This is a genomic window from Nitrosomonas sp. (assembly GCF_043753625.1).
Classification (GTDB): domain Bacteria; phylum Pseudomonadota; class Gammaproteobacteria; order Burkholderiales; family Nitrosomonadaceae; genus Nitrosomonas.
On the sequence record NZ_JAYUWI010000122.1, the window covers coordinates 1 to 12315 of the forward strand.

At 45.0% G+C, this 12315-nt stretch carries 14 protein-coding genes and 2 pseudogenes; all 16 read right to left on the reverse strand.

The genetic code is table 11. The annotated features are described in order from the left end of the window. Nucleotides 1-98 precede the first annotated feature (98 nt). A pseudogene (locus ACH10T_RS10400) lies at nt 99-401 on the reverse strand (integrin alpha); the annotation flags it as partial. Between the two features lie 469 nt (nt 402-870). Continuing rightward, nucleotides 871-1080, reverse strand: a complete 210-nt coding sequence (locus ACH10T_RS10405; RefSeq protein ID WP_394809208.1) for a heavy-metal-associated domain-containing protein — start codon at nt 1078-1080, stop codon at nt 871-873. A 28-nt stretch (nt 1081-1108) separates the two neighbouring features. After that, nucleotides 1109-3505, reverse strand: a complete 2397-nt coding sequence (locus ACH10T_RS10410) for a heavy metal translocating P-type ATPase (RefSeq protein ID WP_394809209.1) — start codon at nt 3503-3505, stop codon at nt 1109-1111. Between the two features lie 100 nt (nt 3506-3605). Continuing rightward, a complete protein-coding gene (locus ACH10T_RS10415; RefSeq protein ID WP_394809210.1) occupies nt 3606-4226 on the reverse strand; it encodes a hypothetical protein in 621 nt (206 codons plus the stop codon). A 120-nt stretch (nt 4227-4346) separates the two neighbouring features. Beyond that, entirely contained in the window at nt 4347-5141 is a 795-nt protein-coding gene (gene tatC / locus ACH10T_RS10420; protein WP_394809211.1) for a twin-arginine translocase subunit TatC, read from the reverse strand. A gap of 53 nt (nt 5142-5194) precedes the next feature. Continuing rightward, nucleotides 5195-5587, reverse strand: a complete 393-nt coding sequence (gene tatB / locus ACH10T_RS10425; protein ID WP_394809212.1) for a Sec-independent protein translocase protein TatB — start codon at nt 5585-5587, stop codon at nt 5195-5197. 261 nt (nt 5588-5848) lie between these two features. Continuing rightward, nucleotides 5849-6010 (reverse strand): annotated as a pseudogene (gene tatA / locus ACH10T_RS10430) (Sec-independent protein translocase subunit TatA); the annotation flags it as partial. Nucleotides 6011-6042: 32 nt separating this feature from the next. After that, complete coding sequence (locus ACH10T_RS10435) at nt 6043-6393, reverse strand: histidine triad nucleotide-binding protein (protein WP_394809213.1); 351 nt, start codon at nt 6391-6393, stop codon at nt 6043-6045. A gap of 3 nt (nt 6394-6396) precedes the next feature. Further along, nucleotides 6397-6723, reverse strand: a complete 327-nt coding sequence (locus tag ACH10T_RS10440; protein WP_394809214.1) for a phosphoribosyl-ATP diphosphatase — start codon at nt 6721-6723, stop codon at nt 6397-6399. Then, on the reverse strand, nt 6720-7109 hold the full coding sequence (hisI, locus tag ACH10T_RS10445; RefSeq protein ID WP_394809234.1) for a phosphoribosyl-AMP cyclohydrolase: 390 nt from the start codon (nt 7107-7109) through the stop codon (nt 6720-6722). Before hisI ends, ACH10T_RS10440 begins: the two co-directional genes overlap by 4 nt. A gap of 55 nt (nt 7110-7164) precedes the next feature. After that, the gene (hisF, locus tag ACH10T_RS10450; protein ID WP_394809215.1) at nt 7165-7938 is read right to left on the reverse strand and encodes an imidazole glycerol phosphate synthase subunit HisF; all 774 of its coding nucleotides are present in this window, start codon (nt 7936-7938) and stop codon (nt 7165-7167) included. 71 nt (nt 7939-8009) lie between these two features. After that, nucleotides 8010-8765: a 1-(5-phosphoribosyl)-5-[(5-phosphoribosylamino)methylideneamino]imidazole-4-carboxamide isomerase gene (hisA, locus tag ACH10T_RS10455; RefSeq protein ID WP_394809216.1), complete on the reverse strand. Its 756-nt coding sequence runs from the start codon at nt 8763-8765 to the stop codon at nt 8010-8012. A gap of 54 nt (nt 8766-8819) precedes the next feature. Then, nucleotides 8820-9464, reverse strand: a complete 645-nt coding sequence (gene hisH, locus ACH10T_RS10460; protein ID WP_394809217.1) for an imidazole glycerol phosphate synthase subunit HisH — start codon at nt 9462-9464, stop codon at nt 8820-8822. Nucleotides 9465-9490: 26 nt separating this feature from the next. Continuing rightward, complete coding sequence (gene hisB, locus ACH10T_RS10465; protein ID WP_394809218.1) at nt 9491-10078, reverse strand: imidazoleglycerol-phosphate dehydratase HisB; 588 nt, start codon at nt 10076-10078, stop codon at nt 9491-9493. Nucleotides 10079-10119: 41 nt separating this feature from the next. Then, nucleotides 10120-11205 carry a histidinol-phosphate transaminase gene (hisC, locus tag ACH10T_RS10470; RefSeq protein WP_394809219.1) on the reverse strand — a complete coding sequence of 362 codons (1086 nt, stop codon included), beginning with the start codon at nt 11203-11205 and terminating at the stop codon, nt 10120-10122. A 94-nt stretch (nt 11206-11299) separates the two neighbouring features. Beyond that, complete coding sequence (locus ACH10T_RS10475) at nt 11300-12184, reverse strand: HDOD domain-containing protein (protein WP_394809220.1); 885 nt, start codon at nt 12182-12184, stop codon at nt 11300-11302. Nucleotides 12185-12315 lie beyond the last annotated feature (131 nt).

Genomic DNA, 12315 nt, shown 5'->3' on the forward strand with positions numbered 1-12315 from the left:
AAAACGACTCAACAATCGCCCCAGAAAATGTTTAAATTACAAAACACCCTACGAGATGTTTAGGTTAGCGCGTGGTGCACTTGCAGGTTGAATGTGGCCCCGGCATTGCTGACTGAAATGCCCGAGTTGCTATACTCGGCCCCATCCAAACGAAAACCATTGCTACCATCAAGACTCGATAGATCCATGTTAGCGTTAAATCCAGACGTTTTGCCAAACACCACGTAACTGGAGCCGGAATAGTAACCATTGTTATAAGCGTTCGGAGCACCGACAATCACATCATCAAATCCGTCACCGTTGACGTCTCCGGCATTGCTGACTACGCCCGACCCTGCCCCATCCAAACGAAAACCATTGCTGCCATTGAGACTGGATAAATTAATACTGAAAGTCATGATATCTATTCCTTATAAAAAGAGAAGAACACGTAGTGCTTTGGTACGCTACCGAGGTATTTCGCTATCATTACTTTCAATGACACGAAATATTCAATCCGGATTAATTCTAAAACCCGCCTATGGGCATTGGAACACAGACGTATCTGCGTATAGGAAAAATAAACTCACTTTTTTGCTAAATTTCATTATACGTAACCCAGATTTTTAGGAAAATATTCTGCTGAATGATCAAGGAATTATCTGATTTTTTTAACAGGCTGTTTAAAAACTATCTGCGTTGCCGCTGCGGTGTTAAAAGCAGGCTAAAAATGTTCATTTATTCAGCATAAACTACGCTTTTTCGCCTGCTTTTGCCTTTCATGCGAAAGGTGCCTAAATGAGGTTTGTTGTGGAATCTGTAGCGCCGATTACGATTCATGCTTTGTAGCGATGACTCTGAATAGCATGGAGTACTGAAAAAGGATTATTTCTAATCAACTACTTCGAACCCTGCATCGAGAATAGATTCTTTAAGCAGGGCAATGGTGGTACTAGTGGGATCGTACTGAACAATCGCTTGGGCGGAGTCGAGAGTAACCTCTGTTTGGAGTACACCGGGCAGGTTCTTTAGGATGGTTTTGATGCTGTTGACGCAACCCATGCAGGTCATGCCTTTTATTTTGATGGTGGTGGTTTGCATGATAATGCCATTTCCTTTAAATGATTTTTTAATGATTCGCTTTCCAACGCTTCAATAATAATGAATTGCTGACAACTGATACCGAACTCATGGCCATAGCCGCGCCGGCAATCACCGGGTTGAGCATGCCGATAGCGGCCAATGGAATACCGAGCGTATTATAGACAAAGGCAAAGAATAAATTCTGACGGATTTTCCGGAGTGTGGCGCGCGAGAGGGAAATGGCATCGGCAACACTCATCAGATCGTTGCGTATCAAGGTGATATCAGCGGCTTCGATGGCGACATCAGAACCGGCGCCAATAGCAAAACTGACATCTGCTGCTGCCAAGGCTGGCGCGTCATTGATGCCATCGCCGACCATGGCGGTAAATTTTCCACCAGCTTTCAGCTTCATGACTTCTGCGGCTTTATCTTGCGGTAAGACTTCAGCGCGATATTGCGTAATGCCGGTCCGTTTTGCAATGGCGGCAGCGGTCACGGCATTGTCGCCGGTTAGCATGACCACTTCAATGCCCATCGATTGCAGGCGTTCAATGGCTTTAAGAGAAGTATCCCGTAAGCGGTCTGCAATGGTCAGATAACCCAGGATCTGGGAATTGTTATCAGAAGTGGATGCAATGCCGATGACCGTTTTGCCTTCTGCCTGCAGAGCGGTGATTTGCTGTTCATCCACAGTGGCACCTTGTTGCGTTAGAAATTTAGGTGAGCCAAGCAGGTATTGGGTGCCATTCATGCGAGCTGTGATGCCGCTGCCGGTGATCGCCGAGAAATCATCAATGGATTGAAGTGGCAGTTGCATTTTTTGCGCGCTGTCCAGAACTGCCCGGGCCAACGGGTGTTCTGATCCTTGTTCCAGGGAAGCTGCAATTTGCAATAATTCCTGCGCGTTGATCGGTTCAATGGGGACAATGTCGGTGACTTCCGGTTTGCCTTCGGTGAGGGTGCCGGTCTTGTCGACAATGAGGGTTTGAATCTTCTCGGCATTTTCCAGTGCCGCTGCATTCTTGACCAGCACGCCCACCTGCGCGCCGCGTCCCGTGCCGACCATAATTGCGGTAGGTGTGGCGAGTCCCAGTGCGCAAGGGCAAGCGATGACTAACACGGCAACAGCATTGATCAGTGCGGAAACAAAGTCATGGGTGAGCCACCAGTTAATTCCCAGGGTCAAGACGCTGATCGCTACAACAATGGGGACGAATATGCCAGAAATTGTATCCGCCAGGCGCTGAATGGGTGCTTTGGAACCCTGTGCTTCTTCGACTAAATGAATGATGGCAGCCAGTTGGGTGTGTGCGCCAACACTGGTTGCACGGCATTTGAGCAGACCTTGTTGATTCAGCGTGGCGGCAAAGACTTTTGCGCCTACTTGTTTGCTGACGGGCAAGCTTTCCCCGGTTAGCATGGATTCGTTAATGCTGGATGTTCCTTCTATGACGACGCCGTCAACTGGAAGATTTTCGCCCGGACGCACGATGAAGATGTCGTTGACTTGCAGGCTGCTCGCTGGCACCTCGAGAATTTCACCATCACGCTCGATGCGGGCTGTTTTCGGCTGTAACCTGATCAGTGCTTCAATGGCCTCAGAAGTTTTTCCTTTGGCGTGTGCCTCCATCAATTTGCCCAGTAATACGAGAGTAATAATCGCTGCGCTGGCTTCAAAATAGACATGTTGATCCAGTAGTGCAAATGCGGTGACTGTGGCGCTGAAGAAATAGGCCAAGCTGGTGCCTAATGCAACGAGTACATCCATATTGGCACCGCCGCCGCGCAATGAATGCCAGCCGCCAATATAGAAACGCCGTCCAATCCAGAATTGCACCGGGGTTGCCAAGAGCCATTGCAACCACCGCGGCAGCATGTCCATATCATGACCTGAGAACATGGCACCCATTTGCAACACCAGCGGCAAAGTGAGGGCAGAGGAGATCCAGAATAAACGTAATTCCACCTGATAGGCTGCCAGACGCCGCGCTTTTTCTTCGGCGTGGTTGGATTCGCTGATTTCGCTGGCATCATACCCTGCATTAATTACCGCATCGATCAAGTTGTCGATCGTTGCCAACCCCGGGATGAAATTCACTTTGGCTGTTTCGGTAGCTACATTGACTGTGGCTGTGACACCGGGTAATTTATTCAGCGCTTTTTCGATATGTCCCGCACAGGCCGCGCAGGTCATTTTGTGTAATTGCAGTTGCACAGACTGTGGTGCAATATGAAATCCGGATTTTTCTATGGCACTAATTAGCGCGTCCGCTTTAATTTGGTTTTCATCATAATTGACATGTGCTTTTTCATTGGCAAAGTTGACAACTGCCTGCACACCGGCGAGTTTGTTCAGATTCTTTTCGATACGTGCCGCGCAGGCAGCGCATGTCATCCCTTCAATTGGAAGTTCAATTTTCTTGAGGACTGAAGAATTCAATTGTGTTTTCCAATGGATGAGGCATTTGCAAATGGCGGCGTCATGGCCGGTACAGGGTGAAATTTATAAAACATTCGGACAATTTTCTGGATGAGAATCTTTACTCGCGATCAAGCACTAACACGCCATCGATCAGCTTCACCTTATCGTCTTGTTGGAAGTTTGCCGCATCAGGTAGCGCAATAATTGCTTGTCTACCATCACTCATGGTGATACCGACTTGATATGGATTGTTTGGATTAGCTATATTGCCTCCGTGACCGGCAGGTATGCCGCTCATCATGTCTGGCTGATTGGTGCCATGTGGACGGATGATTTCCCTGGCGATTGTTCCAGCGACGATGCCGCTTGCGAGAGCATTCAGGTTATTTCCTTGCCCTATTTTATTAACGAAATCAACAATACCGCAATTAATGCATCCCGATGCAGGCGGCGGTTGCCGGGGTATGATTCCAGCATCTGTGCTCTTTATACTGATGCTGTTGCGCGGCGTGCTAATGGCGGTGCCGACACGATGAATGGTTCTTGGCGGTCTGCCGAGATCCGGCGGGCTTTCGGGAACGGGCTGAGGAGTCAGGTTCTGTGAGTTTGAAGGTGGCTGATTTCGATGATCTGCATCCGGGGATTGTGCGAATGTGATATCGACGGTAAACAAACTGGAAATACTGATAAACACAACAGCTAATTTTGCTAGATCAATAACATGAAGGTTATTTGACATCGCTGATCTCCTCGAAGATAGACATCCATACAATGGGTTACTTTTTAGAGTAAGAAGGATTGGGTTGGTTGCATTATAACGATTTCTATCTATCCTTGTTGGGGACAGGTATCAAATCGGTCAGTCTGTTTTTGTAGGAATATCTTTCTGTTCTAAAGTATCTTTTTGGGGAGGTGTTGACGCGTCAGATTGAATTTCTTGATCCTGTTTCTTTTTCATAAAAGCAGCAATGAATATACCTAACTCATAAAGCAGGCACAAAGGTACTGCCAGCATGAATTGTGAAACGACATCAGGCGGAGTAATGACGGCAGCAATGATAAATGCGCCGACAATTACATAGGGGCGGATTTCCTTAAGTTTCTCAATAGTAACTATGCCTGTCCTGACTAGAATGATGACAAATACCGGTACTTCAAAGGTGAGACCAAATGCGAGGAACATGGATAAAACAAAGCTCAGGTATTTGCTAATGTCTGTCATCACGGCGACGCCTTCCGGTGCAAAATAAGTAATGAACTCAAATACCAATGGCAACGCTGCAAAGTAGGCAAATGCCATACCGCAAAAGAACAAAAAGCTGCTGCCAAAGACCAAAGGCAGTGCCATACGTTTTTCATGCGAATAGAGTCCGGGTGCGACAAAAGCCCACATTTGATAAAAGGTGTGCGGTAATGTGATGACGAAAGCCATCATCATGGCGACTTGCATCGGTACAAAGAAAGGTGTCGCGACATCCGTGGCAATCATCTGGCCGCCTTGCGGCAGTTTCTCCAGCAGCGGTTGCGCCAACAAGGTGTAGAGTTCGCGCGCGTAAAAAGCACAAGGAAGAAAGCCTAGCATGAGCCCGCCCAGAATACGTATCATTCTGGTACGTAATTCCACCAAGTGTGATAGGAATGAGCCTTCAAGCATAGTGCTTGCTGTGGAACGTAGCATCAATAGACATCATATAAACAGTCGGACTGCTATTTTCTCTCGTTATCAAGGGAGCTATGGGGTGATTCATCGCTGCTTGAGGCCGGTTGTCCGGATTCTTCATGTAACTGTGATGCGGATAGGTTTACAGGCGAGTTATCTTCAGTTTTGACATCAGTAACGGTTGTTTTTAACTGATCAACGCCTTGTTGTACGGAATCTTCAATGGATTGAACCGTTTCCTGCACAGAAGATTGCATTTTCTTCAGTTCCTCCATACGCATTTCATTATGGATGTCGGTTCTAACGCTATACACGAAGTTTCGGCAGCGCCCGTATAAGTTTCCCACTGTACGCGCTACGGTGGGTAGTCGTTCAGGTCCAATCACGATCAACGCAACCATTGAGATAACCAGTAATTCCATAAAACTGATGTCAAACATGTTGTTTTGCTGATTGAAACTGTATTAATAAAGTCATTGGTCAGACCTGAGTATGCCTGGAAATTTCTCAGATTAATCGGATATCTACGTTCTAGTTTACGTTTTTTCCTTGATTTCTGCGTCTGTTATCTGGTTATTTACGCTAGTTGACTGTGGTACGCTGTTTTTGGTTTCAGTTGCTGATTTGTTGTCTTTGAAGGTATTCACGGAAGCTTCCTTGGTTGCCGTGACTTCTATCGCTGGCTCATGGATAGGGGCGGATTGCGCTAGGGTATTTTCAGTATCTGATTCTTTCATGCCTTCTTTGAATCCTTTTAAGGCACTTCCCAGATCGTTACCCAGATTGCGTAATTTCTTTGTACCGAATACCAGAACGACAATGACCAATACGATAATCCAATGCCAAATGCTGAATGTGCCCATTACTTTCTCCTTTTAAATGGAACAGTACTGACCTAACCGTGATGAATCATTCCGGGTAAGCGTTCCCGACCACCGATAATATGGAAATGCAAATGAAATACTTCCTGGCCACCTACACGGCCGGTATTGATAATGGTGCGGAAACCCTCTTCGCACCCTTGTTCTTTTGCCAATTTCTTTGCCAATAATAGCATTTTTCCTAATAAATTCTGATGATTATCTTGAACATCGGCGAGTGAATCAATATGCAGCTTAGGAATCAGCAAGAAATGAACAGGTGCAGCGGGGTTGATGTCATTAAAGGCAAGAATTTCTTCATCTTCATAGATTTTATTAGAAGGGATTTCTCTTTTTGCAATTTTGCAAAAAATACAATTATCCATGTTTTAATCCGTTGTTCGTGATGATTTTTCCTGTATACCCGATACACCTTCACGTCTTTCCAGTTCTTTCAAAACATCATCCGGCGTGAGTCCATGGTAGGCGAGTAATACTAGGCAATGAAACCACAAATCTGCTGTTTCATAAATAACCTGTTCTGCATTACCATCTTTCGAAGCCATCAATGTCTCAGCAGATTCTTCCGCTATTTTCTTGAGTATTTTATCTTGCCCGCCATGAAGCAGCTTGGCTACGTATGAACTGTTTGCATCGGCTGATTTACGTGATTCAATGATTTCTGCCAGGCGGCGAAGTATAGTTTCGTCAGTCATTTATTATAGATTTCTAATGGATCTTTAATAACAGGAGCTGCGATAACCCACTCATTATATTCCAGTTTCTGAAAGAAACAGTTGTGTCTGCCGGTATGGCAGGCAATCCCACCGATTTGTTCCACGATGAGAAGCAATACATCTTCATCACAATCCAAATAGATATCTTTTATTTTTTGAATATGACCAGATTCTTCACCTTTATGCCAAAGTTTTTTGCGCGAACGTGACCAGTATACTGCTTCACGTTTTTCTACCGTCAACTTAAGTGCATCCCGGTTCATCCACGCAACCATAAGAATTTTACCACTGTCCGCTTCCTGAGCGATCACCGGTATCAGTCCATCTTCAGACCAGTTGATTTTGCTAAGCCAGGTATCAGGCATAAATAAATTAGGACTTTTTAGAGTTATGTTACAAATTCCGCCAACAATTCTAACATTATAACCGTACTTCAATACCATGCTGTGCCATATACTGTTTGGCTTGCTGCACGGTAAATTCGCCATAGTGAAAGATACTAGCCGCTAATACAGCATCTGCATGTCCTTGCAGAATGCCTGCAACCAGATGATCCAGATTGCCCACGCCGCCGCTGGCAATAACCGGTATATCAATTGCATCTGAAACGGCGCGTGTCAAGGCTATATCAAAACCGTTACGTGTGCCATCCCGGTCCATGCTGGTGAGTAAAATTTCACCGGCTCCGAGGGATTGCATTTTTTTTGCCCACTCAATGGCATCAATGCCAGTTGCTTTGCGTCCGCCATGGGTAAAAACCTCCCAGCGCGGTGAATCCCCGGCTGAGCTAACTTGCTTGGCATCAATCGCCACAACGATGCATTGAGAACCGTAATGGTCGGAGGCATCGGCAACCAGTTGCGGATTCAGTACTGCCGATGTGTTGATGCTAACTTTGTCAGCACCGGCATTGAGTAACCGGCGAACGTCAGCAACCTGACGCACACCGCCGCCAACGGTTAACGGAATAAATACCTGTGCAGCGACTTCCTCAATGATATGCAGAATCAGATCGCGATTATCAGAGCTGGCTGTGATGTCCAGAAAAGTCAGTTCATCAGCGCCTTGTTCATCATAGCGGCGTGAAATTTCTACCGGATCACCTGCATCACGTAATTCAATAAAGTTAACGCCTTTAACAACACGTCCATTGGTCACATCCAGACATGGAATAATTCGTTTAGCGAGGCTCATCAGTTTTAAAAGCCGGTTGTGAGAATAAGGGGAGAATGAATTGTGCTGGTATTTAATTGCAAGGGCTTATTTTATGGAATACCGGTACTCTTACTCAGTTTGTCAGCCAATATCTGTGCTTCTTTGAAATCCAGCGAACCTTCATAGATAGCACGGCCGGTAATAGCGCCCATAATACCCTCTGATTCAATTTCGCACAGTATGTGTACATCATCAATATTGGTAATTCCGCCGCTGGCAATGATTGGTATGGTTAATTCTCTGGCCAATTCAACTGTGGCCTTGGCATTGATGCCGCTGAGCATGCCATCTCTGCCGATATCGGTGTAAATAATCGCTTCTACGCCGTAGCCTTCAAATTTTCTTGCCAGATCGACTACGTCATGCCCGGTTATTTTAGACCAGCCATCGACAGCAACCTTGTGATCTTTTGCATCCAATCCGACCATAATTTGACCCGGAAAGGCATTGCAAGCATCTTGCAAGAAACCGGGAATTTTAATGGCTGCAGTACCAATAATGATGTAGGTAATACCATTATCCAGATAACGTTCGATTGTATCGAGATCACGAATGCCGCCGCCCAGTTGAATTGGAATCTGGTTATTAATGGTTCGCACAATTTCACATATTGCCGCTTCATTTATTGGTTTGCCGGCAAATGCGCCGTTTAAATCGACAAGATGAAGTCTCCTTGCACCTTGGCTTAACCAATGTGTTGCCATCTCACTGGGTTCTTTGGAAAATACGGTGGCATCTTCCATAACGCCTTGTTTGAGTCGAACGCAGTGTCCATCTTTGAGATCTATTGCAGGAATAATCAGCATGGCTTAATCAGAGTTAATAGTTGATTAATAGAGTCAGTTTATTACTTTCTGGTTTTAGAAATGGGGTGTCCATTTTGCAAAATTACTTAATAAGGTTAAACCTGCCAATTGGCTTTTTTCTGGATGGAACTGTACAGCGAAAATATTATTTTTTGTTACAGCACAAGTAAATGGGAAAGGATAATTGCTTCGTGCTGCGACTGATGCGGAATCAGAGGTCTCGACATAATAACTATGTACAAAATAAAAACGCGCATCTTCTGCGATACCTTCCCATAAAGGGTGTTTGATAGCCTGATAAACTTGATTCCAGCCCATATGCGGTACTTTAAGTTTTTGTCCGTCTGCTGTCGTCATGGCCGTGGCAGGAAAGTGTACAACCTTGCCAGGCAGGATATTTAAGCCTTTCACATGCCCTTCCTCACTTTCTTCAAACAGCATTTGTAAGCCGATACAGATGCCAAGAAACGGTTTGTGAACAGCTGCTTCTATGACGGCTTCACGTAATCCACGAATTTCCAGCTCATGCATACAATTGCGCATGGCGCCTTGTCCTGGTACGACGACACGTTTGGCTTTCCGCACGACATCCGGATCGCTAGTGACTGCAATCGAGGCAGCCGGTGCAACATGTTCAAGTGCTTTCTGTACGGAACGTAAGTTCCCCATTCCATAATCAACAATTGCGATATCAGTCATACAATGATGTGGTTAAACAAGGTTACTTATAAAGTGCCTTTGGTGGATGGAATAATCCCGCTTGCCGCTGAATCATGTTCTATCGCTATGCGCAACGCACGCCCAAACGCTTTAAACACGGTCTCAGCCTGATGGTGCGCATTCTTTCCGGAGATATTGTCGATATGCAGCGTTATCAAGCCATGATTAGTGAATCCCTGAAAAAACTCACGGATGAGATCGACATCAAAATCACCAATACGCGCCCGGACAAAATCAACATTGAATACCAAACCGGGACGCCCGGATAGGTCTATGACTACACGTGACAATGCTTCATCAAGCGGTACGTAGGCATGCCCATAGCGGCGCAATCCTTTTTTGTCCCCCACTGTTTTGGTAAAGGCTTGGCCAAAAGTAATGCCAATATCTTCCACCGTGTGATGTGCATCGATATGCAAGTCACCTTTGGCAGCAATTTCAAGATCTATCATGCCATGGCGAGCAATCTGGTCGAGCATATGATCCAGAAAAGGCACGCCTGTTTCCAGAACAGATTTGCCTGTTCCATCCAAGTTCAGATTGATGCTGATCTGAGTTTCCAGCGTATTTCGTGTAACTTGTGCCCGGCGCATAGAATAAAATCTTTGATTAATATAAGGAATTTTAGTGGATTTTAAACTGATTCACTCAGTATGGTGTGTAATGTTGTGCAAAATTGAGAGTTTTCATCGGGTGTACCTACTGTTACACGCAAACAATTTTCTAATAATGGATGTGTGCCATCAAGATTCTTGATGAGTATCTTGCGTTGCTTAAGTGCCTGAAAGATTTGACTGGCTGCATGGATACGAAACAAAATAAAATTAGCGTTTGAAGGATATACCTCAATATTATCTATTGTACTAAGAAATGCTCTCATTTTTGTGCGTTCTGACTTGATCGCTTCCGCTTGCTCTGATAATACTGCGGTATGGTGCAATACCTTCTCTGCAATTAATTGTGTCATTATGCCAATATTATAAGGCAAACGCACCTTTTCCAGTTGCACTAACCATTCCGGCCGGCCGATTAATAGCCCCAGTCTTAGGCCAGCCAATCCTGACTTGGACAGTGTTCGCATTAACAATAAATTGGGATACTGGATTAGTTTATCCATAAAGCTTGCATCAGCAAATGCATGGTAAGCTTCATCGACAACAACGATACCAGAAGTTGCCTGAATGATACTTAGAATCGCTGCGGGATCAAATAAATTTCCGGTTGGATTATTAGGGTAGGCCAGGAAAATGACGGCAGGTTTATATTCTGCAATTGCAGCTAACATGGTTTTCAGATCAAGCGAGAAATCTTTTTGTAAAGGTATTCCAACATATTGAATGTTTGCGAATGCCGCGATCATCCGGAACATGACAAATGCAGGTTCAACGCTCATTAATACCGCACCAGGCTTAGCTAGTGCCATGGCAATGATCTGGATAATTTCATCCGAGCCATTACCTAGCAGGATATCCATATCATCGGAAATAACCAAGGCCTGACGTAGCGTTTCTTTAAGTTGAGTGGCACTTGCATCGGGATAGCGGTTCACCGGCGCATTTGCCGTTAATTGTGCAATTTCGTCACGTATCACGAGTGGTAACGGGTATGGGTTCTCCATAGCGTCCAACTTGATCATACCTGTTGCAGGCGGTACATGATAAGCGGAGAGCGCGAGAATTTCCGGACGGATAATTTGATCGGGATGATAAAAATTAGACATAGACGGCTAGTTTAACTCAATACAGGTTTTAAAGTTAAAATTGTCATTGGGAATCTGACTACACTGACGATGGTAAATTGTGCTGTTGTTCTTTTTAAGCTACCAACTCTTGGGCCAGTGTGAGAAATTCGCTTTGACACCCATGGACTTTTTCTTGCGCCGCTTTAGCTTCCAATTCATTGATTCCCAGACTTTCCATGAGTATTAATGTGTCGACATAGGGGCAACCATCAGTCAGTGCCGGATTTTGTAGTAACCGATTGGCAATGGCGATCAGTTTGACATAAGACGCATGTTTCCCAGAGTAATCCGGGAAATGTTGTTCAGCTACGGTAATTGCAATCTCTTCCGGAAAATTCCATGCTTTGATCAGATACATGCCAATCGTATCATGTGTGATACCGAAAACTTGTAATTGGAGTGAGCGTGCATCCTGTCCCGGGTAGCGAGTAACCAAATCATTCAGATAAGCGAATTCTTTAGGATAAAGATGCCCAAATAATAGATATCCAAAATTGTGGAATAACCCGCTGAGATAAATAAGTTCACAGTTTATAAGGTTTTTCTTTGTCATGATATGACAGAGTTCGCGGCATAATGCGGCGCATTCCAATGTTTGGCTCCAGACGCGAACACGGCCCAGTGCGCCATGATTGGGTAGCTTGAGACAACCCGATGAGACAATACTCATCGTAAGATTGAGCGCAGTATTAAAACCTAATACCAAAGATATGGCATGATGGACAGAGGTTATCCGGTTGCCGTAGCCAAAAATAGACATGCGGGCATACTTTAGAATAAAAGCCGCCAAACTAGGGTCTTTTTCAATTAAGCCGGTGAGTTGTTCCAGATTCGCATCGGGATTATTACGTAGCTTTAAAAGTTCGCGAGCAGTCTCTGGAAATGGGGGGATTTGCCCAGCTTGCTCTAGGATGCTTCGGAAGTTCTTGCTGAATTCCAGCTTGTTAAAAATTAACATTAATCCGATCTCAAGATTTTAGTTTAAGGTGTAGTGCTTGCTCAATTCTGCTTTTTGTGAGCTTTTGCACTAAAAGAAATTTCGTTGAAAAGCGATGGCTAAAACTATGAGAAAATTTGCCGAATTTGATA

Excerpts from the sequence above, each read along its gene's own strand:
- ACH10T_RS10475 (WP_394809220.1), bottom strand. The coding sequence starts at position 12,184 with ATGTTAATTTTTAACAAGCTGGAATTCAGCAAGAACTTCCGAAGCATC.
- ACH10T_RS10435 (WP_394809213.1), bottom strand. The coding sequence starts at position 6,393 with ATGGATAATTGTATTTTTTGCAAAATTGCAAAAAGAGAAATCCCTTCT.
- hisI (WP_394809234.1), bottom strand. The coding sequence starts at position 7,109 with ATGCCTGATACCTGGCTTAGCAAAATCAACTGGTCTGAAGATGGACTG.
- hisH (WP_394809217.1), bottom strand. The coding sequence starts at position 9,464 with ATGACTGATATCGCAATTGTTGATTATGGAATGGGGAACTTACGTTCC.
- hisB (WP_394809218.1), bottom strand. The coding sequence starts at position 10,078 with ATGCGCCGGGCACAAGTTACACGAAATACGCTGGAAACTCAGATCAGC.
- ACH10T_RS10415 (WP_394809210.1), bottom strand. The coding sequence starts at position 4,226 with ATGTCAAATAACCTTCATGTTATTGATCTAGCAAAATTAGCTGTTGTG.
- hisC (WP_394809219.1), bottom strand. The coding sequence starts at position 11,205 with ATGTCTAATTTTTATCATCCCGATCAAATTATCCGTCCGGAAATTCTC.
- ACH10T_RS10405 (WP_394809208.1), bottom strand. The coding sequence starts at position 1,080 with ATGCAAACCACCACCATCAAAATAAAAGGCATGACCTGCATGGGTTGC.
- ACH10T_RS10440 (WP_394809214.1), bottom strand. The coding sequence starts at position 6,723 with ATGACTGACGAAACTATACTTCGCCGCCTGGCAGAAATCATTGAATCA.
- hisA (WP_394809216.1), bottom strand. The coding sequence starts at position 8,765 with ATGCTGATTATTCCTGCAATAGATCTCAAAGATGGACACTGCGTTCGA.
- tatB (WP_394809212.1), bottom strand. The coding sequence starts at position 5,587 with ATGTTTGACATCAGTTTTATGGAATTACTGGTTATCTCAATGGTTGCG.
- tatC (WP_394809211.1), bottom strand. The coding sequence starts at position 5,141 with ATGCTTGAAGGCTCATTCCTATCACACTTGGTGGAATTACGTACCAGA.
- hisF (WP_394809215.1), bottom strand. The coding sequence starts at position 7,938 with ATGAGCCTCGCTAAACGAATTATTCCATGTCTGGATGTGACCAATGGA.